This is a genomic window from Zobellia galactanivorans, assembly GCF_000973105.1.
In the GTDB taxonomy this organism is placed as follows: domain Bacteria; phylum Bacteroidota; class Bacteroidia; order Flavobacteriales; family Flavobacteriaceae; genus Zobellia; species Zobellia galactanivorans.
The window spans coordinates 3387132-3410022 of sequence record NC_015844.1; the positions used below are offsets into that span (position 1 = coordinate 3387132).

Genomic DNA, 22891 nt, shown 5'->3' on the forward strand with positions numbered 1-22891 from the left:
CCACGTTTAAACCGCTACATCATATTCGCGCAAAGCATCGTTTAGAGAGGTCTTTTTATTGGTACTCTCTTTTCGTGTGCCAATGATCAAAGCACAAGGCACTTGAAATTCGCCAGCGGAAAATTTCTTGGTATAGCTCCCTGGTATAACAACTGAACGGGCAGGTACCCTACCTTTCATTTCTACGGGCTCGGTACCGGTTACATCTATAATTTTGGTCGATGCCGTAAGAACCACATTAGCGCCCAATACGGCCTCTTTCTCTACTCGAACCCCTTCTACTACAATACATCTAGATCCTATGAATGCGTTGTCTTCTATGATTACCGGGGCTGCTTGTAATGGCTCTAAGACCCCGCCAATGCCTACTCCTCCACTGAGGTGAACGTTTTTGCCTATTTGTGCGCAGCTTCCAACGGTAGCCCATGTGTCGACCATGGTGCCTTCGTCTACATAAGCGCCGATATTTACGTAGCTAGGCATTAAAATAGTACCGGCAGAAATGTAAGCGCCATGACGGGCAACGGCGTTAGGTACCACGCGAATACCTTTCTCCTGATAACCTCGCTTTAAGGGGATTTTATCGTGGTATTCGAAAATTCCCGCTTCAAGTGTTTCCATTTTTTGGATAGGAAAATAAAGAACAACACCTTTCTTTACCCATTCGTTGATCTGCCATCCGTCTGCCGTTGGTTCGGCACAACGTAATTTACCTTGATCCAGAAGGTTTACGACTTCTCTGATGGCGTCTTGGGTAGCCGTTTCTTTTAAAAGTTCTCTGTTGTCCCATGCTTTTTCAATGGTCTCTCTTAACTCGGTCATTTTTTGTAGAATTAAATGTTATCGATGGCGCTAACGCTGCGCTACATGCCAATTTTTGTTTAGTATTTCATAGGCCATTTAGTGATTTATGATCACCAAGGTCTTTTTGAAAGTGCAAATATACGGGCTCAAATATGATTTCGGGATTCAAATTTACGGTTATAACAATTTATAGGTTATTTTTGCAAAAAATAAATGAGAGGGTGGGAAGATTGTTGGCTTTGGATTATGGAAAGAAACGAACGGGAATTGCCGTTACCGATGAGTTACAACTGATTGCCTCTGGTTTAACGACGGTGCCTACTGCCGGACTTGTAGACTTTTTAAAAGATTACGTATCGAAAGAAAAGGTAGATAGGTTTATTGTGGGCGAACCGCGCCAGATGAACAATGAGCCAAGCGAGTCGGAAGCCTTGATCGTTCCATTTTTAAATCGTTTGGCCAAGGTTTTTCCGCAAATTCCTATAGAACGCCAAGACGAGCGTTTTACCTCAAAAATGGCTTTTCAGACCATGATCGATAGCGGCCTTAAAAAGAAAAAACGTAGAGACAAGGCACTGGTTGATGAAATCAGCGCAACGATTATCCTACAAGCCTATTTAAATAAGATATAAATGATTTTACCAATTGTTGCGTACGGAGATCCCGTATTACGAAAGGTAGGTACCGACCTGCCCAATGATTATCCGAAGCTGAAAGAACTTGTAGAAAATATGTGGGAGACCATGTACAACGCCAATGGTGTTGGCTTGGCCGCTCCGCAAATAGGGCTACCTATCCGTTTGTTTATCGTCGATACTACTCCTTTTTCAAAAGATGAAGACCTTTCTGAAGAAGAACAGAAGCAGTTGAACGGATTCAAAAAAGTATTCATAAACGCCCAAATAGAAGAAGAAACGGGTGATGAGTGGGCCTTTAGTGAAGGATGCTTGAGTATTCCTGATATTCATGAAGACGTCAAGAGAAAGGATACGGTGACCATAAGCTATGTTGACGAAAATTTTAAGGCGCATACCGAAACCTATGATGGACTTCTGGCTCGGGTCATTCAACACGAATACGACCATATCGAAGGCATATTGTTCACCGACAAATTGTCGACCTTAAAGAAGCGTATGCTAAAGAGCAAATTGACCAATATTTCTAAAGGGAACATTAGGGCCGATTACCGCATGCGTTTTCCAAACCTAAAAAAAGGACGTTAAAATTTCATCGTAATCCGTTGAAAAGTGCAATATTTGCGCTCCTAAAATGTAAATTTTTATATGAGTTTAGATAAAATCTTATCCATAGGAGGTAAACCAGGCCTTTACAAATTGGTCACCCAAACCCGTACGGGATTCGTAGCTGAATCGCTTATCGATAAAAAACGCATCACCGTTGGAATGCGAAGCAACGTAAGCATTCTGTCTGAAATTGCAATTTATACCTTGGATGAGGAATTGCCCCTAAGGGAAGTATTCCTAAAGATACAGGTGAAGGAAAAGGGAGGTAAAACTTCAATTGCCCATAAAGCCGAAAAAATTAAGTTGGAAGAGTATTTTTTTGAAATTCTTCCCAACTACGATGAAGATAGGGTATATGCCAGCGATATTAAGAAGGTAATACAATGGTACAACATACTACATGATAATGGTATTACCGATTTTGCAGGGGATAAGAAAGAAAGTACTGAAGAAGAATAAGTTTTCCTGCTGATGTAATTTATAATATAAAACCCTCTGAACGAGGGTTTTTTGCATTCTTGACCTTTGATAGGCTCGATTTAATGCAAATATCAACATGTAAGATAAAACTTATTTTATTTGAGAGAATATATTGTAATTATCTGAATTACAGTTTTTTCCATATTTTCTTTGTTATATTATCGTTACCTTAGCTAGTAACTAGCCAATCCAAATACGACCAAATTACATGTTCTGTTTAGTATATACGTCTATTGCGAATATTGATTTTGGAACACATGAAATTCACGAATTGCTCGAAAGGGCGAGAGATTTCAATAAGCGCAACAATATTACGGGCTGTTTGCTTTTCTATAAAGACCGATTTGTGCAATACTTAGAAGGTGAAGAGACCGTTGTTAAAGAGCTTTTTGAGAGAATTAAGAAAGACCCTAGAAACCGAGAGGTAAGCCTGTTGTCGGAAAGCAAGATCCACAATAGGGAATTTGAAAGCTGGAGTATGGCTTTCGAGCACCTCAAGGCCGAGAACAGCAACCTTCAATATTTAAAATTATTGGTAGGCACCTTTTTTGAAAATCCTGAAAATTCATTATCTCCTAATCCCACATCCATTGAGTTCTGGAACGCCACCAAGCTATTATTGGAGACCAAGTACGCCAGTAAAAATGACTAAAGGGCAGTAGTGCCTCAAAAAGTGTTGGTGTATACTTGCCTGTTTCAAGGCATATTCCTCTATATTTCTTTCAATCACGGTTGGGGCATAGAAATACCAATTCGGTATAACCTATAGCGTGCCCAAATCCCAAATATTCCAGATGCCTGTATGATCAATGGTTTTTGATCACATACGTATCCATACCTGATATTTTTCAATGCGACATTTAAAGAGGCAAGAATGAAGGGGGGAGTTATAGCTGTCTTTTTTTATAACAATCTTGTGTGGTTTAAATAGCTGTTTATTAGGGTTTTGTGTTGTATTTTGACATTGTTGAATGTTTTTCGTCTACAACTAATCGTTACTCACCCTTAGCTTTTTGCTTTATACCTTCTTCTAACGACTATTTTTTGTAAAGGGCTATAAATTAGCGGTATAAGTCGCTTGTGATTTGTCCCAAATACGAAAAATATGATAAAACCTACTACTACAATTAATAATGATTTAAAGAGTGCCTTTTTCGAAAATGCGTATTCTCCTTTTGTTATCCTTGATGACCAAATGAATTTTGTGGACGCTAATCAAGCATCCATAGTTACGGTGGGAATTGCTAAAGAAAATTTTATAGGAAGAAATTTATTGGACATATTTCCATATCTAAAAGGTACGGAGCGGTATGATGCATACAAAGAAGTACTTAAGACGGGAGTTCCGGCGGGATATGATGAACTGTCCTTCGTAAGGGACAATGTTGAGTATAAGTGGATGGTCAAAGCCTTCAAGATTGGAGATTATTTGGGGATTTCTACTCGTGATATAACCAACTTGAGTAACACCATAGATCAACTAAAAATAGCACAGCGTTCTTTAAAGGATGTGAATGTGAACTTAAAAAGGAAGAACCGAGAGTTAGAAGAGTTTTCCTATGTGGCCGCGCATGACCTGAGGGCTCCACTTACCAATTTAAAAAGCCTTTTTGAAATGTTTTTAAAGGCAGGGCCTATTTCTGATGAACTGTCTCCCATAGTTGTCAGAATGCAGTCGGTGACGAAAATTATGTGTGATAAAATTAGGGCCTTGAATGAAGTTATTGCGGTGAAGTCCAATTTTAACGGGAATCACGAAAAAGTGGTTTTTTCCGAGGTGGTGGCCAAGGTTAAGGCCGGCCTTTCAGAAGATATCATCAAAAGCAGGGCTATTATCAAGGAAGACTTCTCGGGCTGTCCATCTCTTAAATATAGTCCTATCCACATAGAGAGTATTGTTCAGAACCTTATGTCCAATGCCCTGAAGTATCGACATCCTAAGCGAAAGCCTATCATTAAAATATCGGCGAAGGAAGTTCATGGTAAGATACACTTGAGTTTCAAGGATAATGGCTTGGGCTTTGATCCTGCTTTATCGGATAAAATTTTCGGACTCTTCAAAAGAATGCACACACACGTTGAAGGCTTGGGAATAGGCCTTTACATTATTCATTCGATAGTTACCCAAAGCGGGGGGGAAATCGAGGTCGAAAGTCAAGTGAACAAGGGAACTGAATTTAAGATCCAATTTTAGCAACAAGTAAAATCCATGAAAATGATTCAAATATTGATTATCGAAGATGACGATGTTACCAACTTTATTACCGAAACCAAGTTGAACGAAATAGGGCTGCACCATATAGCCATTGTAACCAATGGCCAAATGGGCATAGACTATTTAAAGGGCAACGATTGTCCGGATCTAATTTTATTGGACATAAATATGCCAATTTTAGATGGTTGGGAATTTCTTGCTGCTAAAAAAAGACTGGGTTTGTGTCCAAATATTCCCATTATCATAACCACTTCATCGGGAAGACCGGAAGATAGGTTTAAGGCGACCACTTTTAAGGATATCTATGAGTATTTGGAGAAGCCCGTGAATTTTGATGTTTTACAACGCCTACTTTTGAATTTGGAAAAAAAGAAACTTGAATGTTAACTTCATTTCCATTTTCAATTTTTTTGCCTTCAATAGGGTAAGCTGGTTCTATTTAAATTGGGTCAATCTTTTTTGATTTCTTTATAGGTATATTCGCTTTTTTTCCAATCGATTAATGGAGAGGGATAGTATTTTACGTTCATTCGATCCAAGAAAGGGGCTTGCTGGGCTAAACGGACTTTATACTTCTCCCAATCGCGGTTTTCGGGCGTTGACCAACTCAATTCGGCATAACCTATGGCACGCGGAAATGCCAAGTACTCTAGTTCGTCAATGTTACTAATGGTTTCTGACCATAAGGGGGCTTCAATGCCTAAAATGTTTTCCAGGGGTACCCCTTCATAGGTTTCGGGAGACCATTCATAGGCCGTATCCGTGGGGATATAGGCGGCCCAGTGCAGTCCGTGTTTAGATAGGCTGTCGTATTGCATGTCGAGATAGGCCTTTTTTGCCGGAGACATAATAATTTTCATTCCTTTTTCTACGGCTAGGTCGGCATTTTCTTTGCTTGACCAAAACTGGGAAATTGAGGTGGAGTCTATATTTGCGGTAGCAACCTCATCCCATCCGATCATCCGCTTGCCGTATTTCTGCACAATTTTTTCTACTTTTTCAACAAAGTACACATAGTCTTTTTTCTTGGTAACATGGCTTTCGTCTCCACCGATATGAAAATAGGGGCCAGGGCTTATAGCGGAAATCTCGCGTACTACATCGTCAATAAAGGCATAGGTAGTATCTTTTCTTGTGTCGAAGGTGCTGAAACCAACTCGCATACCCGTGTATAGTTTTACTTCTTTCCCATTTCCGTTTAAGAAGGGGTATGAAACGGAGGCTGCATTCGTATGTCCTGGCATGTCTATTTCAGGTACGATGGTCATATGCCGTTGGGCTGCGTAGTTGACAATATCGCTATATTCCTCTTGCGTATAGAATCCTCCTGATTTTCCTCCTACTTCGGTGCTTCCTCCTACTTCCGTGAGTTTGGGCCATGATTTGATTTCAATACGCCAACCTTGGTCATCGGATAGGTGTAAATGCAAGACGTTGTATTTGTAGTAGGCGAGAAGGTCTATATATTTTTTTACATCTTCTACACTAAAAAAATGACGGGCTACGTCGAGCATACTTCCTCTGTACTCAAAAACGGGGTTGTCGATAATTTTCCCGGTGGGAATGTTCCATACTTGGTACGGAGCTACGGTATCGTTCGGTATTTCCGGTATGATTTGACGAATGGTCTGTACCCCTCTAAAAGCACCTGTTGAGGTATTCGCATTTAGAATTATGGAGTCTTTGGTGATGTACAGTTGGTAGGCCTCGGGGGCGTTCAATTCTAAACTGTCGGACTGGTTGATGTAGATAACGCCTTCACGTTCTGGAGTATCTTCCGTATTTACGGGGATATCCAAGGAAGTCTTGGCGTGTATTTTTTCGGAAAGAAATCGACCTACTTCGGGAAAACCATCGGCGTTTTCCGAGGTGTATATGGCGGTAAACTTATCTAAGGCAAAGCCTGAATTCGTAGGAATGACCTTCATCGGCATAGGGATCATAGGTTCCATGGCCAAATCGGTCTGCGGTAGGTTCAAGACGCGTTTCTTTTTTTCTGGTTCGCAAGAAAATAGCGCCACGAAAATACAGCTGATAAACAATGCTTTGATCAAGTTAGATTTCATCGAAGTAGTTTTTATGGGGTTGGGGTATTACATGTCTAGTTGAGGTAATCTTTTAACACGGAGTACCATATTTCATATCCTTTAGGGTTCATGTGCAAGCCGTCTTCCACAAAAATATCTTGCTTTACTTTTCGGCCATCGAGCATAGGGTTCCAGACATCGACATATAGCAAACGGCCGTCGGTATATGTCATTTTTTCCATCTTTCGGTTCAGCCTTTTATATTTCCTTCTTAGTTTCCATCGGGCCAAACTCGGTTTTGCTGAGATAAAAACGATCTCGGTCTGTGGGTTTTCCTTAAAGATACTGTCTTTGATCGCTGTTATGGTACGAATAATATCTTTTGGCCTTTTTTTGTTTTGGATGTCATTGTCCCCTTCGTATATAAAAACTTTTTTGGGATGGTAGCGTAGAATAAGCTCGTCGGTAAATTGAAGTAAATCTATAGCCTGCGAGCCACCGAATCCTGAATTGATGATCTGATGCTCGGGAAAGCGCTCTTGAAGGTCTTTCCAGACACGTATACTGGAACTTCCGGTAAACACAATACTCTCTTGTGAGGCATCATAAAGGCTGTCGTATTTTTGTACAATGGCCTTTACCTCTTTATTAAAGGCACTTTGGGCATGTAGGGAAAAGCTCGCTAAAAGGAATATGATAAGGGATGTTTTCATTTGAATTTAATTAGAAGTTGAGGTAATTCCTTGGGCAACGGACCATTCATAAAATCGTTGTATCCAATGATCGGCCGGTAAGCCTTGCTTTTTTAGGCCAAAGCCGTGGCCGCCTTTGGCGTACATATGTAGTTCCGGCCGTTGACCGGCTTTGATCCAAGAATTATATATTTCAATGCTGCCGGGTGCAAGGCCCAATGAATCGTCACTGGCACAGATAACAAGCATATCTGGGGCATTTTCCGGGGCTTCCTGAACAGGGTAGGCACTTGTCCATGCATATACAGGAACGATAAAATCGGGTCTGTCTTTGTCTTTGTAGTTATAAGCTACGCCCATGGTCACGGCGCCTCCAGCCGAAAAACCCATAAAGCCTATTTTGTTTGGATCTAATTGATATTTTTTTGCATTCTCCCTAACATATGAAACGGCTGAAAGTCCATCGGCAATAGACAAGGGGAAAACGGCCGCTATTCTTTCGGTTATACGGGATGGATCGGTTTTGCCTTCGGTGCTATATTCTTGAACGGCATCTTGGCCCGTGGGCACAAGGCGGTATTTTAAAACGAATGCGGTTATGCCTTTATCGGCAAGCCACTTGGCAACGTCTCTACCTTCGCTATTGATACTGTGGGCGTACAGGGCGCCGCCAGGAGCAATTATAACAGAAGTTCCATTAGGTTTTTTAGGTTGAAAAACTTGAAGCGTAGGAACCGATACATTGGTGACCACCTCTGTTTTCCATATCTCCGAAAAGTATTGTTTTTCTTGATGCTCCCATTTCACGGTCGTACTCTCTTCATAGGGCAATTCTATAAATTCTTGGGCAAAGCCGAGCTGAACAATGATCAAGAAAGAAAATACGAGACTAAGTTTTTTCATGTGCTGTTGTTGTAACAATAGGGGTAATGGATTACGGTTTAAACGGCAATGGCCAGATAGGTCAAGGCGGCTACAACGGCACCGCATAATGGAGCTACAATTGGGATCCATGCGTAACCCCAATCACTGCTTCCTTTTCCTTTTAAGGGCAAGATGGCGTGCAAAAGTCGCGGACCAAAATCACGCGCGGGGTTAATGGCATAACCTGTCGGTCCCCCAAGACCAAATCCTATGCCCATTACTAAGAGGGCTACGGGTAAAGCATCTAAGGAACCGAGTGAAATCGGTTCGTCACCAAATGTGCCACCAGCGATAAAAAATACACCGAATACCAAGACAAACGTGCCTATGGCCTCGGTAACAAAATTCCAAAAAGGACTCCTAATGGCCGGGGCGGTACAAAAGGTGGCCAGTATGGCACCTTGGTCTTCGGTTGCATCGTAGTGCTTTTTGTAACTGAGCCAAACCATAAAGTTCCCCATCATGGCCCCTAAAATTTGTGCCAACATATAACCGGGAACCAATTGCCAACTAAATTTCCCCGCTACGGCCAAAGCCAGGGTTACGGCGGGATTTATATGGGCATGGCTTACATCGGCACTGACATATACCCCAATAAAGACGGCAATACCCCAGGCTAAGGAAATACCTGTCCAACCCGTGTCGGGGCCTTTGGTTCCTTTTAAAACTAGGTTGGCGACCACGCCATTGCCAATGAGAATAAGCAGGGCGGTGCCGATAAATTCATAGAGGTAAACGATCATAGTGGAGTTGTTTAGTTGGTGAAAAGATACTAAAAAAACAAAATTTTACGCTTGTTGAGGGCGTGGGGTGTCAATATTAAATAAGCCTTAAGTAACTAATGGATTGATATTGAGATTTTTTCCCTAAAAGGAAAATCAAACATTGAATTGCTGAAGGTGGTGGTTTAAATGCTTATAAAAAAGAGTGTTCCATTCTTGGGAAGTGAGTGGCCCGAAAGCATGCGATTCTTTGTTTTGAAAATGAGGGGCACCCAGTTGTTGTGTTTTTTCCAAATAGGCGATTAGTTTTTGTTTTTCCACTTCAAAGTCGCGTTCATCGACAATCAAAAATTCAGGTGCGGTGCGGAGGTTTCGCTTGTAAGGCTTGGGGCCTACCACCATATTTTTTGCAAAAAGTTTGATCATAAATTTTTTGAAGCCTTTAGGCTTCGGGTACTTGTCGGTATAGGTCATATCGTAGGCCACATTGCAGTGGGCCATCATTTGAGCCACGTTCATTTTGCCCCATTCGTTCTGGCTTTGGGGGTTGAGGTTGTTGATGCGCGAAACAAGTTCTTGAACATCTGTGGGGTCGAATATATTTTTCATAGTGGGCTGGTTTAAAGAATAAAGACCAACAAGTGAAATGGTCTGACCGAAAGATATTTAAAAAAAGTGGAACTTTTATTTTTAGTTCGTCGGTAAAAGGGGCTTTAACTGCTTATAACGAATTAAAAGTCTGTGTTAACAAACATTTAAGATAGACATGTTGTCCACATTAGGGTCGTGTACTAGTTTTGCTTCCAGATGAAAAAAAAGGTGCTTAAATATCTTTTATCTCTTTTTGTACTTCTGATAGGTGTTTGCAATCAAAGCGTTGCAAATTCACTTGTTGAAGGTGGTTTTTTCATTTATGGGAATTATTCCAACGATGCTGACACGGTCGATATAAGTGTCGATGGATTGTTGCAACAAGCAATTTTGAGCTCTTCTTCCACCGAAAAACATCGCAGCCATAAGGTGGAATGTATCGATAGTGAGGAAGAAGAGAGCGAACCTACCGTTTTAAAAAATCAATCGAGTAAGGTTTCCTTTTTGTGTTCTTTCTCGATTTTCTATCGAACTACTTACCTTTTTGACCGGGTAAAGAAGCAATTTTCGTTTTACGAACACTTTACCTACTTATCTACGTATAAGTCCCTTCACCTCATATTCAGCGTTTTTCGACTGTGATATCTCAAATCGGGTTCGGTCGTGACTATAAGCCGAATGCTGTCTTCTTTTTTCAGTGCGATGCGGAACAATGCACTTGAAAAACAATCATTTTCGATGTTGTAAGACATCATCATAAACCATTATCAAAACTAAAATATTAAGTTATGAGAAGAATTTTCATGCTCATGGGCTTGGCTGTGCTATTGCTTCACTCAAGTTGTAAATCGGAAAAAAAACACCAAGAATCGGAAACAAAATTTTTGGTAACCAGCCCCTTAAAGAAAGATACCACCATAATTAACGAATACGTTTGTCAAATACAGTCTATAAGACACATTGAACTCAGGTCGCAAGAACGGGGCTATCTGGAAAAAGTGTTTGTCGATGAAGGCCAGTTCGTAAAGAAAGGCCAGTTACTCTTTCAAATTATGCCCAAACTATATCGGGCGGAGCAGCAAAAGGCACAAGCGGAAGCCGAAGTGGCAAGAATAGAATATGAAAATACCAAATCGCTGGCAGATAGTAACATAGTATCACAAAACGAACTGGCTATGGATAAGGCCAAGCTCGACAAGGCCAATGCGGAATTGGCTTTGGCACAGGTGCATTTGGGCTTTACCGAAATACGTGCACCTTTTGATGGCATAATCGACCGCTTTCTTGTCAGGCCGGGTAGTCTAGTTGAAGAAGGGGAGTTGCTTACCAGTTTATCCGACAATGGAAAAATGTGGGTGTACTTTAATGTATCAGAACCCGAATATCTTGATTATAAAACCAATTTAAAGGATGATAGCAAGGCTACGGTAAACTTGCTGATGGCCAATCATAGGCAATTTGAACATCCGGGAATCGTAGAGACTATCGAAGCCGATTTCAACAATGAAACGGGTAACATTCCCTTTAGGGCCACTTTTCCGAACCCCGATGGATTGCTTAGACATGGTGAAACGGGTAATGTGCTTATGTCGGTTCCATTGAAAGATGCATTGATCATTCCGCAAAAGGCCACCTTTGAGGTGCTCGATAAAAAATATGTTTTTGTAGTGGACGATACCAATAAGGTCGTGTCAAAAGAAATTACCATTAGCGCCGATATGCAAGACCTTTACGCCGTAAGCGAAGGCTTGAAGGAGGGCGATAAAATTTTGCTGGAAGGTTTACGTAAGGTTAGGGATAACGATGAGATATCCTACGAGTTTGAAAAGCCCGATGAGGTTCTCGCCCATCTAGAACTTTACTCTGAATAATCTAACGTAAAAAAATAGCAAGAATATGTTTAACAAATTTATAGAAAGACCAGTGTTGTCCATTGTGATATCACTGTTCATCGTGTTCTTGGGCATGCTCGCCATCAAGACACTGCCCATATCACAGTTCCCATCCATTGCACCACCAAGGGTAAACGTAAGTATAGCCTATCCAGGGGCGAGTGCCGAGGTATTGGTCAATTCGGTGCTGATTCCAATGGAGAAATCCATTAACGGAACGCCCGGTATGAAGTACATGACATCCGATGCCACTAGTGCAGGCGAAGCTACCATTCAGGTTATTTTTGACTTGGGCGTAGATCCCAACCAAGCCGTAGTAAGCGTTAAAAACCGTATCGAGCAGGTTACCAGTCGCTTACCGGAACTGGTTCAGCGTGAAGGTATCGTTATTTCAAAGGCTCAGCCCAATATGTTGATGTACGTAAACCTGTATAGCGAGGATGAACATGCCGATGAAAAGTTTCTTTACAACTATGCCAACGTAAATATACTGCCGGAATTAAAGCGGATAAAAGGTATAGGCCTGGCAAAAATATTAGGAAGTCGTCAATATGCCATGAGGGTCTGGTTAAAACCCGACCGAATGCGGGCCTATAACGTTTCTACGGAAGAAGTAATGGAAGCCTTGCAAGAGCAGAGCATTATAGGTTCGCCCGGTAGATTGGGCCGTAGTTCGGGTAAACGCTCACAATCGCTGGAATATGTGCTGACCTATGAAGGGCGGTACAACGAGCCGAAGCAATATCAGGATGTTATCATAAAATCGAATCCTGATGGTGAAATCCTGTATTTGAAAGATATAGCCGATGTTAATTTGGGAAGTGAGTTTTACGATATCTATTCCAACTTAGACGGGCACCCATCTGCGGCGATTACCTTAAAACAGACCGCAGGAAGTAATGCGAACGATGTAATTGAAGCGGTTAAGGCTAAATTGGAAGAGATCAAAGGCGATAATTTCCCTAAGGGGATGGATTACGAAATCAGTTATGATGTTTCCAGTTTCTTGAACGCCTCCATAGACAAGGTGGTACACACCCTTGGGGAAGCCTTTGTCTTGGTGGCCTTAGTGGTCTTTATTTTCTTGGGCGATTGGCGCTCTACCTTGATTCCTACCATAGCGGTTCCCGTTTCCTTGATCGGGGCGTTTTTCTTTATGCAGCTGTTCGGGCTTACGATTAACCTTATCACGCTCTTTGCCCTGGTTCTTGCCATTGGTATCGTGGTCGATAACGCTATTGTGGTGGTCGAGGCGGTACACGTAAAAATGGAAGAAGACCATCTCTCTCCCTTTAAGGCTTCAAAGATGGTGGTGCACGAAATAAGTGGGGCTATTATCGCCATTACCTTGGTGATGACCGCTGTGTTCATTCCGGTGTCTTTTATGACCGGACCTGTGGGTGTGTTTTATCGACAGTTCGCCATTACCATGGCCACATCCATTGTTATTTCAGGGGTCGTAGCCTTGACGCTTACCCCGGTACTTTGTGCGATGATATTGAAAAATAATCATGGGGAACCCAGAAAGAAAAACCTGATGAACCGGTTTTTAGACGGGTTTAATCATCGTTTTGAAAAGCTGACGGGCAAGTACACCAACTTTCTTAAGTTGATCGTTAACCGGCGGACGGTAACTTTTGGACTTTTGATTGCCTTTTGCGCGGGTATATTTTTTACGAGTAAGACCTTGCCGACAGGCTTTATCCCGAATGAAGACCAAGGCATGATCTATGCTATTTTACAAACCCCTCCGGGCTCTACTCTTGAGCGGACCAACGAGGTGTCCCGTAAACTGCAGAAGATAGCGGAAGAGATACCCGGCATCAGGTCGGTATCGGCCTTGGCGGGTTATGAGGTCTTGACAGAGGGACGTGGATCCAATGCGGGAACCTGTCTCATCAACCTTGAAGACTGGTCGGAACGAGAAATGTCTTCCGTTGAGATCATAGAAGAGCTTGAGGAGAAGGCAAAGGATATTCCCGGGGCTACCATTGAATTCTTTCAACCACCGGCAGTGCCCGGTTACGGAGCGGCAGGTGGCTTTGCCTTGCGCTTGTTGGACAAGACGAATTCGGGCGATTATAAGGCGTTTGAAAAGGTAAACGATGAGTTTATGGCCGCACTGAGAAAGCGAAAAGAGCTTTCGGGTCTATTTACCTTCTTCGCTGCAAATTATCCGCAATACGAGTTGAAAATCGATAATAAGCTCGCCATGCAAAAAGGGGTATCCATTGCCAACGCCATGGACAACCTTTCCATATTGATCGGTAGTACCTATGAACAGGGCTTTGTGCGTTTCGGTAGCTTCTTTAAGGTGTATGTGCAATCGTCGCCCGAGTTTAGAAGGTTGCCGGCCGATGTTATGAAAATGTACGTAAAGAACGATCATGACGAGATGGTTCCGTATTCGGCTTTTATGAAAATGGAGAAAAAACAAGGGCTGAATGAAATTACCCGCTATAACCTGTATACGACTTCTTCAATAAACGGATCCCCTGCATCGGGTTACAGTAGTGGTGAGGCCATTGAGGCCATCCAACAAGTGGCGGAAGAGGTATTGCCCCGTGGTTATGGTATCGATTGGGCCGGACTTTCAAAAGATGAGGTGGGACGTGGTAACGAGGTATTGTACATTTTCTTGATCGTACTGGCCTTCGTCTATATGATCCTTGCCGCACAGTACGAGAGTTTCTTATTGCCCTTAGCCGTTATTCTATCATTGCCCGCCGGTGTCTTCGGCTCGTTTATATTGCTTAAGGTAATGGGACTGTCAAATAACATTTATGCCCAAGTGGGGCTGGTGATGTTAGTGGGACTTTTAGGTAAAAATGCAGTCCTTATCGTCGAGTTTGCCGTTCAGAAGCACCAACAGGGACTTTCGGTTCTTGAAGCGGCCATTGCCGGGGCCAAAGAGCGTTTTAGGCCGATTTTGATGACTTCCTTCGCTTTTATAGCAGGATTGATTCCCTTGGTCTTTGCTACCGGTCCTGGGGCCATCGGTAACCGTACCATTGGTTCGGCGGCTGCCGGAGGTATGATCGTTGGTACGGTCTTCGGTGTGATTGTGGTACCGGGACTCTATTACATCTTCGGTACAATCGCGGCGAAACGCAAGTTGATCAAATACGAAGATGAAAACCCATTGTCGGAAGATTACGTTGATAACGATCCCAAACATCCCTTGTTGGCAGAGTCTATAGCGGATAAATAAACCACTAACGAAATTTAGAGAAATGTATAAAAGAATAATATATATGGGTTTGGGTATAGCATGTCTATCCCTTACGTTTTCATCGTGTAAGAGCCCCGCCGTATTGCAAAAAACGGCGAATACCGCGGTGCCGGAAAGTTATAACGGTTCGCAGGATTCGACCAATACGGCTACGGTTACATGGCGCGAATATTTTAAGGATCCCCATTTGCGTAATCTCATAGATACGGCCCTAGCCAATAACCAGGAACTGAATATTGTTTTACAGGAAATTGCTATCGCCAAGAGTGAAGTAAGGGAAAAGAAAGGAGAGTATCTTCCCTTTGTAGGCCTACGGGCCGGTGCCGGCCTAGAGAAAGTCGGGCGCTATACCAGTCAAGGTGCCAATGATGCCAATACCGATATACGTCCGGGCGAAGAATTTCCCGAACCCCTGGGAGATTTCTTGATCGGGGCCGAGGCAAGTTGGGAAATCGATGTTTGGCATAAATTGAGAAATGCCAAAAAAGCAGCCGTTACCCGTTATTTGTCTTCTATCGAAGGACGTAATTTTATGGTGACCAATCTTATTGCCGAAATTGCCGATTCATACTATGAATTGTTGGCTTTAGACAATCAATTGGCTATCGTTAAGCAGAATATTGATATTCAAAGCAACGCTTTGGAAATTGTTAAGCTTCAAAAAGCGGCCGCCAAGGTAAACGAGCTGGCGGTAAAGAAGTTTGAGGCCGAAGTCTTGCATACCAAGAGTTTACAGTTTGAACTGCAACAGCAAATCGTACAGACCGAAAACAGGATCAACTTTTTGCTCGGGCGTTACCCGCAACCTATTGAAAGGGAATATCAAGGCTTCGAAGACTTGGTGCCTGAAACGGTACATTTGGGACTTCCGTCGCAATTATTGGCCAATAGGCCCGATATTAAACAGGCGGAACTGGATCTGATGGCGGCAAAACTCGATGTGAAAGTCGCCAAGGCCCGTTTCTATCCTTCTTTGGGTATTTCCGCCGGTGTGGGCTTTCAGTCATTCAATACCAAGTACCTATTGGAAACACCCGAATCCCTACTCTATTCGGTAGTGGGCGATGTAACGGCCCCCTTGATCAATAGGAATGCCATAAAAGCGGCATACTATGGAGCGAGTGCCAAACAGCTGCAGGCAGTCTATAATTATGAGCAGACTATTTTGAACGCCTACGTTGAGGTCGTTAACCAGCTGGCCAAAATCGATAATTTGGAAAAAAGTTACGATTTAAGGTCGAAGGAAGTAGAAGCCCTTACGGCCTCTATCGATATTTCGAATCGACTATTTAAGTCGGCTAGGGCAGACTATATGGAGGTTCTTTTGACCCAACGCGATGCCTTGGAAGCCAAGGTTGAACTAATAGAGACCAAGCAAAAACAAATGAGCAGCGTGGTTAATGTATACCGTGCTTTGGGCGGCGGTTGGAACTGATTTACTCCTAATACACTTTTACTCTTAATTTAAAAAGCCATTTCACAAATTCGTGAAATGGCTTTTTTTGATTTTGAAAATTTACGGTTTACCGTACGCCTTGAACGGTCATTTCTAAGGTGTAGACCGAATCCATGGCGGTAATGAAAAGTGTTTTTTGCTCAGCACCCCCAAAGGTTACGTTGGCCGTCCAGCTTTCCGGTACATCGATATGTTCTATTTGTTCGCCTTTTGAATTGAATACCGTAACGCCCTTACCGGTTAGGTAAACATTGCCGCGGTTATCCAAGGTCATACCATCGGAGCCCATATCGGTAAATAATTTTTTATTGGAAAGGTTTCCGTTGGCATCAATAGTATACACAAAGGTCTTCTTCGCGCCAATATCGGCTATGTAAAGTGTTTTGCCATCCGGCGAACCGATAATACCGTTGGGTTGTTCAAATCCGTTGGCAACTATCCTTGGAACGGTGCTTCCTTTTGGGAGGTAATACACCCTTCGGGCAGTTTGTTCCGGCTCCGTATGTTCCCACCAAGATCTTTTGTAAAAGGGATCCGTAAAATAAATTCCTCCTGCTAAATCGACCCAAAGATCATTGGGGCCGTTCAGCTTTTTTCCTTCGTAATCCGCTATAAGCACGGTGACTTTCTTATCTGGGGCAATGCTCCATAATTCGTTCTTTTCATCGGCAGCGGCCAAAAGGTTGCCCACATGGTCAAAATAGAGTCCGTTAGACCGTCCTGAGGGCTTCATGTAGTCGGAAACCGTATTGGTGCTGGCATCCCATTTGACAATACGGTCATTGGGCTGATCGGTAAAATAAACATCGCCGTTTTTGTCAACGGCAGGCCCTTCGGTAAATTCATATTCCTCCGAGACCAAGCTCAGTTGGGCGTCTTGGGCGATAATTCCTTTGGGTGTATTGAGTTGTGCCTTGCAGGAAGAGAGCGCCAAAACGGCGAAGACCGATAAAAGGGAGGGTATTCTAATGTTTTTCATGTTTAAAGTGCTTTTAGAAATTTCATGTTGTGCTTCATGCTTTCCATAGGTGTACTGGCATATTCTTCTTGTTCTATAAAAATATGTTTTATGCCCGAGTCTGATTTGTGCTGTAGCAATGTGGCTATATCAAGGCCGCCCTTACCGAATTCGGTACTTATCTTTTCGTGCATGTTCATGTCTTTTAGATGCCATAGGGGAAAGCGTCCGGGGTATTTTTTAAAATAATACAAGGGGTCTTTTCCGGCAACGACGACCCAGCCCAAGTCTAGCTCCATATGAACAAGGTCGGGATCCGTATTGTCCATAAGAACATCGTAAAGTACCTCGCCTTTATCGGATTCGAATTCGTATTCGTGATTGTGGTAACCAAATTTCAAGCCTAATTTTTTACAGGCTTTTCCGGCCTTATTGAATGCCTCGGCTACCTTTTTGTAATTCCCGATGTTTTGGCCTTTGCTCGGGAGGGAAGAGCAGATTACATATTCTTGGCCCGATTCAACGGCTTGCCGCATGGTATCGTCAAAATCCTTATCCAAAGCCACGTGGCCGCTGCAGAGTTGCATGCCCAAACTATCGCAGGTATTCTTCATTTCATTTGGCGATAAGCCGTAGTAGAGTCCCGCCTTGCTTCGCGCCGATTCTATTTTTTTTATGCCAAGGGCCGCAATTTGTTCTAGGGTGCCTTTAGGGTCTTTGGCCATTTCGTTGCGAAAGGTGTAGAGCTGTACCCCGTATTTCTCACCGCTAGGCATGGCAAAACCGATGGAGGGTAGTAAAAGGCTTCCGGTAATGCCGAGGCTCGACCGTTTTACAAAATTTCTTCTATTGGTGTAGATCATAACTGGGTATGGATAAATCTTGGTAAAGACTCCTAAAATACTCTAAATTTTCGACACGTTAAAAGGTGGGTCTTTGTACTTTTACCGAAATTTTCGGGTATGAATACGAGAGAGCAAAAACTTCAGGCATTTGACCGTTTACTGACCATTATGGACGAGCTTCGTGAGCAGTGTCCGTGGGACAAAAAACAGACCATGCAAACCTTGCGGCACTTGACCATTGAAGAGACATATGAACTTGGTGATGCCATTCTCGAAAATGACCTTGAAGAGGTTAAGAAAGAGCTGGGCGATGTGTTGCTTCATATTGTCTTTTATTCAAAAATAGGGAGTGAGACCGGTGATTTCGATATCGCAGATGTTTGCAACAATATATGTGAGAAGTTGATCAACCGTCACCCCCATATTTATGGAGATGTAAAAGTGACCAGTGAAGAAGATGTAAAACGAAACTGGGAAAACATCAAACTCAAAGAAGGCAAGGGGAAAACAAGCGTTTTAGAAGGTGTTCCCAAAGGTTTGCCCGCATTGGTAAAGGCCAGTCGTATTCAAGACAAGGTGGCCGGGGTTGGTTTTGATTGGGAAAAACCCGAACAGGTATGGGAAAAGGTTCAGGAAGAACTCGGTGAATTACAAGCGGAAGTAAAAATAAACGACCAAGATAAAATGGAATCGGAATTTGGGGATGTCATGTTTGCCATGGTCAATTACGCCCGCTTTCTTAATATCAGTCCGGAAAACGCATTGGAGCGTACCAATAAAAAATTTATTGGCCGTTTTCAGTATTTGGAGGGAAAGGCCAAGGAACTGGGGAAAGAGCTTAAGGAAATGACCTTGGCCGAAATGGATGTTTTTTGGGAGGAAGCCAAACAGGCACAATAAAAATAACGCAGTGAACAAGTACAATGACGCCGTTGAAAAAATACTTCGTTTTGTACTTGATTCAGATTAAAGACAACAGTTTTGTTTCAGCAATACACTAAAGAATTTAGATATAACATAAAGCTTTCCGTACCCGTAATCTTGGGAATGTTAGGGCATACCTTCGTACAATTGGCCGACAACATTATGGTAGGGCAATTGGGTACGGCAGAGTTGGCGGCGGTTTCATTGGGCAATAGTTTTGTGTTCATAGCCATGTCCTTGGGTATCGGTTTTTCCACGGCCATAACCCCTTTGGTGGCCGAGGCCGATGGTGCGGGTAATAAGGAGAATGCCAAAAAAGCCCTAAAGCATGGCTTGGTCTTGTGTACGGTCCTTAGCCTGATGTTGTTTGGGGTGATAATGTTGGCAAAACCCTTGATGTACTCCATGAAGCAGTCTGAAGAGGTGGTGGCCTTGGCCGTTCCGTATTTGGATTTGGTAGCTTTTTCACTGGTGCCGCTCATTATTTTTCAAGCCTTCAAACAATTTTCGGAAGGACTCTCGCAGACCAAATATCCCATGTACGCTACCATTATGGCCAATGTGGTAAACGTAATTATAAACTACCTTTTGATTTTTGGGTCTTTTGGTTTTCCGAAAATGGGTATTGTAGGTGCCGCTATCGGTACCTTGGTCTCACGCTTTATGATGGTGGCCTATATCTGGTACCTTCTTAAGAGTAAAAAGAAATTTCACGATTACGTAACCGGGTTCAATTTTAGAAAAATAGAAAAAAAGGTTATCAAAAAAATTGTAAACCTGGGCTTTCCTTCGGCCTTGCAAATGTTTTTTGAGGTAGCCATCTTTACGGCGGCCATATGGCTAAGTGGTGTACTAGGGAAGAACGCCCAGGCGGCCAACCAAATCGCCCTTAACCTGAGCAGTATGACCTTTATGTTCGGAATGGGACTTGGTATAGCGGCCATGATAAGGGTGGGTAACCAAAAAGGCCTACGCAATTTTTTGGAGCTACGCCGGATCGGACGGTCAATATTCTTGCTGACCCTTCTGTTGGAAATACTTTTTGCAGGCCTATTTCTTCTCGGAAGACATTGGTTTCCCACTTTGTACCTTGATTTAGACGATGCAATGAACATTGCCGATAATACGGAAGTAGTCGTTCTTGCAGCGGAATTATTGCTGGTTGCGGCATTTTTTCAAATATCCGATGGGGTACAGGTGGTAGTCCTAGGTGCCCTCCGCGGATTACAGGATGTAAAGATCCCTACACTGATCACCTTTATCGCCTATTGGGCCATTGGTTTTCCCGTTAGCTATTACTTGGGCCTACATACCGATTTAGGAAGCATAGGAATATGGGTAGGGTTACTTACCGGGCTTAGTGCATCGGCCGTTATGTTGTATCTTCGCTTCAATTATTTGACCAAAAAGTTAATAGTAAATTCATAAGATGGAATTCCCGAAATTTTTGTTAGGTGACAACACCGATTATCCGACTGCTATATTCGTAGTACATACCGAGTACCCACGCTTTATTATCAATCTAGAGAACGATGAGGTGGAATGGTTGGAGGATTTTTCGGCGGAAGATGAAAAAGAACTTGAATCGGAAGCCAAAAACCTGATCGAGCAGGCCACCGAATTTTATGATCGGGAGGTCTCTCGATATGAAGACTAAATGACATGTGGCAAGAACTTATACAACAAGATAAAGAGCTTTTTCTTTTTTTGAACAATTTGGGAAGCCCTACTTGGGATCCCTTTTGGCTGTTCATTACCCATAAGTTAAGTGCTATACCCTTGTATGCCGTGCTATTGTTTATTACCTATAAACAACTAGGGGCCAAGAAAACATTGGGAGTTTTGATAACCGTAGCCCTTATGATCTTAGTTACGGATCAGTTGACGAATTTCTTCAAATATGGGGTACAGCGCCTACGACCTTGCCATGATCCTAGCTTAGATGGACTTATGCGGTTGGTAAAAAGCTCGTGTGGGGGTAAATTCGGGTATTTTTCGGCCCATGCGGCAAATAGTTTTGCGGTAGCTTTTTTCTTTACTTTTTTACTGAAACATAAATACGCCTACATAGGAGTTTTCTTGATACCTTGGGCGATTTTGGTTGCTTTTAGCCGGGTGTATATTGGGGTACATTTTCCATTGGATGTGCTTTCAGGGGCTGTAATAGGGCTGTTTTTTAGTTGGTTATTTTCAAAGTTGTATATATTTGCAATTGAGAAATATACGTATGATATCAGACCTTAGATATAGGTTTTTATTAGTTTTGATTGTTCTGGTCTACGTTGCCGGAATGTTTGTCACCCTTTTTGAACCCGATTCGGCCCAATTTGCAGTAATGGCTATGCGAATGGTGCAAGAGAACGATTTTCTTAACCTGATAAAAGGGGGCTCCCAATATCTCGATAAACCCCATTTGCATTTTTGGTTATCGGCATTCTCTTTTAAGCTATTTGGTTTTTATGAATGGGCCTATAGGCTTCCCGCTATATTGGTAACCTTGCTCGGGGCATATAGTTGTTTCGGTCTTGGTACGTTGCTCTACAACCGTGATACGGGAAGGTTGGCTGCCTTGATTTTTATGACCGCCCAAACGATCGTTCTGTCTGTTATAGATGTACGAACCGATGCCGCACTTACGGCATTTACCATTCTTGCCATTTGGCAGTTTACCAGCTATATAGAAAAAGGTTCATTGGCCTCGATATGCATAGGTGCCGTTGCGGCTGGCCTTGCCTTTTCTTCAAAAGGGCAGATAGCCCTGTTTGTTATTGGTTCGGCTTTGATATGTCATTTGGCATATACCCATAAATGGCAACGTGTCCTTAGTTATAAAGTCCTTGTAGGACTGGGCTTTTTTGCAATGGCTATTGCCCCTATGCTCTATGCATACTACCATCAGTTCGATATGCATCCGGAGAAAGTCATTCGCGGTACAACGGGTCATAGTGGCATTCGTTTTATTTTTTTGGAACAGAGTCTAGAGCGTAGCGGAGGTGCCATGGGGAAGACTTCTAGCGATTATTTTTTCTTTTTTCACACATTTCTTTGGGTGTTCATTCCATGGACCATTCCTGCAGTGGTTGCCGTCGGATCTCGGGTCAAGGCGCTATTCAAACTAAGGTTCGCTTATCATCCCCAATATGAATTCATGACCTTGGGCACCATCGCCATATTCTTTTTGGTGGCCAGTTTTTCACAGTTTAAGCTGCCCCATTACCTGAATATCGTAATTCCGCTTTTTGCGGTTTTGACCGCTTCTTATATAATTGATCTGGTTAAAGTTGATAATAAGAAAATCTTGACAATCTTCTTGGGAGCTCAATACTTTGTCTTGAGCGTGGTATTTACGGCGGTATTGTTCATTTGTTTTTACGTCTTTGAATTCCAAAGCCTACTGGCATGGGGGCTTTTAATCGTTCTTTGCGGCATTATTGTATATTTCTGTTTAAAAAGGGAAGCTCGTTTTTTACGTGTAATTACCCTATCGGTGTATAGTTCATTACTCTTGAATTCGGTGATGAACCTTCATTTTTACCCTAATTTGCTATTGTACCAAGCCGGGTCTAGTATGGCAGAAGTGGTGGCGGATGAGAATATTCCGGTAGATCGAATTTATAGGATATCGGACTTTAATACTTGGGCCCTTGATTTTTACAACCGTCAGCGTGTAAAGCATACGTCTTTAAAGAACGTACAGGAGAAAAAGGATATTTGGCTATACGTAAACGATAAGGATTTACGAAGGGTGCAGGATGCCGGTCTTGATTGGGACCAACAATTTATCGAGAACGACTACAATATATCAATGCTTACGATGGGGTTCCTAAACCCGTCGACACGAAAACGCAACCTAAAAAAAATGCATCTTATCCACTTGCGGTGATA

The 22891-nt window shown here is 42.7% G+C and carries 23 protein-coding genes; 15 read left to right on the forward strand and 8 right to left on the reverse strand.

Features of this window, described 5'->3' with window-relative positions:
- Positions 1-6 precede the first annotated feature (6 nt).
- A complete protein-coding gene (locus ZOBGAL_RS13740; RefSeq protein WP_013994245.1) occupies positions 7-822 on the reverse strand; it encodes a 2,3,4,5-tetrahydropyridine-2,6-dicarboxylate N-succinyltransferase in 816 nt (271 codons plus the stop codon).
- A 203-nt stretch (positions 823-1025) separates the two neighbouring features.
- On the opposite strand from ZOBGAL_RS13740, the gene ruvX reads away from it, so the two are divergent.
- The 6 genes from ruvX (at position 1026) to ZOBGAL_RS13770 (ending at position 5130) form a co-directional block, all read left to right on the forward strand.
- A complete protein-coding gene (gene ruvX, locus ZOBGAL_RS13745) occupies positions 1026-1436 on the forward strand; it encodes a Holliday junction resolvase RuvX (protein ID WP_046287935.1) in 411 nt (136 codons plus the stop codon).
- Positions 1437-2027, forward strand: coding sequence for a peptide deformylase (gene def, locus ZOBGAL_RS13750; protein ID WP_013994247.1), 591 nt, complete (start codon positions 1437-1439; stop codon positions 2025-2027).
- Positions 2028-2087: 60 nt separating this feature from the next.
- Entirely contained in the window at positions 2088-2507 is a 420-nt protein-coding gene (locus ZOBGAL_RS13755) for a DUF5606 family protein (RefSeq protein ID WP_013994248.1), read from the forward strand.
- A 229-nt stretch (positions 2508-2736) separates the two neighbouring features.
- Positions 2737-3180 (forward strand): BLUF domain-containing protein, encoded by a 444-nt coding sequence (locus ZOBGAL_RS13760; protein ID WP_013994249.1) that lies wholly within the window; start codon positions 2737-2739, stop codon positions 3178-3180.
- Between the two features lie 453 nt (positions 3181-3633).
- Positions 3634-4722, forward strand: coding sequence for a sensor histidine kinase (locus tag ZOBGAL_RS13765; RefSeq protein WP_013994250.1), 1089 nt, complete (start codon positions 3634-3636; stop codon positions 4720-4722).
- A gap of 21 nt (positions 4723-4743) precedes the next feature.
- Positions 4744-5130: a response regulator gene (locus ZOBGAL_RS13770; RefSeq protein ID WP_231854763.1), complete on the forward strand. Its 387-nt coding sequence runs from the start codon at positions 4744-4746 to the stop codon at positions 5128-5130.
- A gap of 62 nt (positions 5131-5192) precedes the next feature.
- On the opposite strand, the gene ZOBGAL_RS13775 is transcribed toward ZOBGAL_RS13770, so the two are convergent.
- The 5 genes from ZOBGAL_RS13775 to ZOBGAL_RS13795 all read right to left on the reverse strand — a co-directional run bounded on the left by ZOBGAL_RS13775 (position 5193) and on the right by ZOBGAL_RS13795 (position 9717).
- The gene (locus ZOBGAL_RS13775; RefSeq protein ID WP_013994252.1) at positions 5193-6809 is read right to left on the reverse strand and encodes a family 20 glycosylhydrolase; all 1617 of its coding nucleotides are present in this window, start codon (positions 6807-6809) and stop codon (positions 5193-5195) included.
- Between the two features lie 35 nt (positions 6810-6844).
- On the reverse strand, positions 6845-7483 hold the full coding sequence (locus ZOBGAL_RS13780) for a GDSL-type esterase/lipase family protein (protein WP_013994253.1): 639 nt from the start codon (positions 7481-7483) through the stop codon (positions 6845-6847).
- 6 nt (positions 7484-7489) lie between these two features.
- Positions 7490-8365 carry an alpha/beta hydrolase gene (locus ZOBGAL_RS13785; RefSeq protein ID WP_013994254.1) on the reverse strand — a complete coding sequence of 292 codons (876 nt, stop codon included), beginning with the start codon at positions 8363-8365 and terminating at the stop codon, positions 7490-7492.
- Positions 8366-8403: 38 nt separating this feature from the next.
- Positions 8404-9129 carry an MIP/aquaporin family protein gene (locus ZOBGAL_RS13790; protein ID WP_013994255.1) on the reverse strand — a complete coding sequence of 242 codons (726 nt, stop codon included), beginning with the start codon at positions 9127-9129 and terminating at the stop codon, positions 8404-8406.
- Between the two features lie 135 nt (positions 9130-9264).
- Positions 9265-9717: a DUF1569 domain-containing protein gene (locus tag ZOBGAL_RS13795; RefSeq protein WP_013994256.1), complete on the reverse strand. Its 453-nt coding sequence runs from the start codon at positions 9715-9717 to the stop codon at positions 9265-9267.
- 198 nt (positions 9718-9915) lie between these two features.
- Here ZOBGAL_RS13795 and ZOBGAL_RS13800 point away from each other — a divergent pair, with 198 nt between their 5' ends.
- The 4 genes from ZOBGAL_RS13800 to ZOBGAL_RS13815 all read left to right on the forward strand — a co-directional run bounded on the left by ZOBGAL_RS13800 (position 9916) and on the right by ZOBGAL_RS13815 (position 16258).
- Entirely contained in the window at positions 9916-10341 is a 426-nt protein-coding gene (locus ZOBGAL_RS13800; RefSeq protein ID WP_013994257.1) for a hypothetical protein, read from the forward strand.
- A gap of 146 nt (positions 10342-10487) precedes the next feature.
- Entirely contained in the window at positions 10488-11570 is a 1083-nt protein-coding gene (locus ZOBGAL_RS13805; RefSeq protein ID WP_013994258.1) for an efflux RND transporter periplasmic adaptor subunit, read from the forward strand.
- 25 nt (positions 11571-11595) lie between these two features.
- Positions 11596-14802, forward strand: coding sequence for an efflux RND transporter permease subunit (locus ZOBGAL_RS13810; protein ID WP_013994259.1), 3207 nt, complete (start codon positions 11596-11598; stop codon positions 14800-14802).
- 22 nt (positions 14803-14824) lie between these two features.
- Positions 14825-16258 carry a TolC family protein gene (locus ZOBGAL_RS13815; RefSeq protein WP_013994260.1) on the forward strand — a complete coding sequence of 478 codons (1434 nt, stop codon included), beginning with the start codon at positions 14825-14827 and terminating at the stop codon, positions 16256-16258.
- An 88-nt stretch (positions 16259-16346) separates the two neighbouring features.
- Here ZOBGAL_RS13815 and ZOBGAL_RS13820 read toward each other — a convergent pair whose 3' ends face one another.
- Positions 16347-17258 (reverse strand): SMP-30/gluconolactonase/LRE family protein, encoded by a 912-nt coding sequence (locus ZOBGAL_RS13820; RefSeq protein WP_013994261.1) that lies wholly within the window; start codon positions 17256-17258, stop codon positions 16347-16349.
- A gap of 2 nt (positions 17259-17260) precedes the next feature.
- Positions 17261-18100 carry a sugar phosphate isomerase/epimerase family protein gene (locus tag ZOBGAL_RS13825; RefSeq protein WP_013994262.1) on the reverse strand — a complete coding sequence of 280 codons (840 nt, stop codon included), beginning with the start codon at positions 18098-18100 and terminating at the stop codon, positions 17261-17263.
- Positions 18101-18199: 99 nt separating this feature from the next.
- Between ZOBGAL_RS13825 and mazG the strand changes: the two genes are divergently transcribed.
- The 5 genes from mazG to ZOBGAL_RS13850 all read left to right on the forward strand — a co-directional run bounded on the left by mazG (position 18200) and on the right by ZOBGAL_RS13850 (position 22889).
- Complete coding sequence (gene mazG, locus ZOBGAL_RS13830; protein WP_013994263.1) at positions 18200-18982, forward strand: nucleoside triphosphate pyrophosphohydrolase; 783 nt, start codon at positions 18200-18202, stop codon at positions 18980-18982.
- Positions 18983-19063: 81 nt separating this feature from the next.
- Positions 19064-20434, forward strand: a complete 1371-nt coding sequence (locus ZOBGAL_RS13835; protein ID WP_013994264.1) for an MATE family efflux transporter — start codon at positions 19064-19066, stop codon at positions 20432-20434.
- Position 20435: 1 nt separating this feature from the next.
- Positions 20436-20663, forward strand: coding sequence for a hypothetical protein (locus tag ZOBGAL_RS13840; protein WP_013994265.1), 228 nt, complete (start codon positions 20436-20438; stop codon positions 20661-20663).
- 5 nt (positions 20664-20668) lie between these two features.
- Positions 20669-21250, forward strand: coding sequence for a phosphatase PAP2 family protein (locus ZOBGAL_RS13845; protein WP_013994266.1), 582 nt, complete (start codon positions 20669-20671; stop codon positions 21248-21250).
- Positions 21234-22889: an ArnT family glycosyltransferase gene (locus tag ZOBGAL_RS13850; protein WP_013994267.1), complete on the forward strand. Its 1656-nt coding sequence runs from the start codon at positions 21234-21236 to the stop codon at positions 22887-22889. Before ZOBGAL_RS13845 ends, ZOBGAL_RS13850 begins: the two co-directional genes overlap by 17 nt.
- Positions 22890-22891 lie beyond the last annotated feature (2 nt).

Excerpts from the sequence above, each read along its gene's own strand:
- ZOBGAL_RS13740 (WP_013994245.1), bottom strand. The coding sequence starts at position 822 with ATGACCGAGTTAAGAGAGACCATTGAAAAAGCATGGGACAACAGAGAA.
- def (WP_013994247.1), top strand. The coding sequence starts at position 1,437 with ATGATTTTACCAATTGTTGCGTACGGAGATCCCGTATTACGAAAGGTA.
- ZOBGAL_RS13755 (WP_013994248.1), top strand. The coding sequence starts at position 2,088 with ATGAGTTTAGATAAAATCTTATCCATAGGAGGTAAACCAGGCCTTTAC.
- ZOBGAL_RS13760 (WP_013994249.1), top strand. The coding sequence starts at position 2,737 with ATGTTCTGTTTAGTATATACGTCTATTGCGAATATTGATTTTGGAACA.
- ZOBGAL_RS13765 (WP_013994250.1), top strand. The coding sequence starts at position 3,634 with ATGATAAAACCTACTACTACAATTAATAATGATTTAAAGAGTGCCTTT.
- ZOBGAL_RS13770 (WP_231854763.1), top strand. The coding sequence starts at position 4,744 with ATGATTCAAATATTGATTATCGAAGATGACGATGTTACCAACTTTATT.
- ZOBGAL_RS13775 (WP_013994252.1), bottom strand. The coding sequence starts at position 6,809 with ATGAAATCTAACTTGATCAAAGCATTGTTTATCAGCTGTATTTTCGTG.
- ZOBGAL_RS13780 (WP_013994253.1), bottom strand. The coding sequence starts at position 7,483 with ATGAAAACATCCCTTATCATATTCCTTTTAGCGAGCTTTTCCCTACAT.
- ZOBGAL_RS13785 (WP_013994254.1), bottom strand. The coding sequence starts at position 8,365 with ATGAAAAAACTTAGTCTCGTATTTTCTTTCTTGATCATTGTTCAGCTC.
- ZOBGAL_RS13790 (WP_013994255.1), bottom strand. The coding sequence starts at position 9,129 with ATGATCGTTTACCTCTATGAATTTATCGGCACCGCCCTGCTTATTCTC.
- ZOBGAL_RS13795 (WP_013994256.1), bottom strand. The coding sequence starts at position 9,717 with ATGAAAAATATATTCGACCCCACAGATGTTCAAGAACTTGTTTCGCGC.
- ZOBGAL_RS13800 (WP_013994257.1), top strand. The coding sequence starts at position 9,916 with ATGAAAAAAAAGGTGCTTAAATATCTTTTATCTCTTTTTGTACTTCTG.
- ZOBGAL_RS13805 (WP_013994258.1), top strand. The coding sequence starts at position 10,488 with ATGAGAAGAATTTTCATGCTCATGGGCTTGGCTGTGCTATTGCTTCAC.
- ZOBGAL_RS13810 (WP_013994259.1), top strand. The coding sequence starts at position 11,596 with ATGTTTAACAAATTTATAGAAAGACCAGTGTTGTCCATTGTGATATCA.
- ZOBGAL_RS13815 (WP_013994260.1), top strand. The coding sequence starts at position 14,825 with ATGTATAAAAGAATAATATATATGGGTTTGGGTATAGCATGTCTATCC.
- ZOBGAL_RS13820 (WP_013994261.1), bottom strand. The coding sequence starts at position 17,258 with ATGAAAAACATTAGAATACCCTCCCTTTTATCGGTCTTCGCCGTTTTG.
- ZOBGAL_RS13825 (WP_013994262.1), bottom strand. The coding sequence starts at position 18,100 with ATGATCTACACCAATAGAAGAAATTTTGTAAAACGGTCGAGCCTCGGC.
- mazG (WP_013994263.1), top strand. The coding sequence starts at position 18,200 with ATGAATACGAGAGAGCAAAAACTTCAGGCATTTGACCGTTTACTGACC.
- ZOBGAL_RS13840 (WP_013994265.1), top strand. The coding sequence starts at position 20,436 with ATGGAATTCCCGAAATTTTTGTTAGGTGACAACACCGATTATCCGACT.
- ZOBGAL_RS13845 (WP_013994266.1), top strand. The coding sequence starts at position 20,669 with ATGTGGCAAGAACTTATACAACAAGATAAAGAGCTTTTTCTTTTTTTG.
- ZOBGAL_RS13850 (WP_013994267.1), top strand. The coding sequence starts at position 21,234 with ATGATATCAGACCTTAGATATAGGTTTTTATTAGTTTTGATTGTTCTG.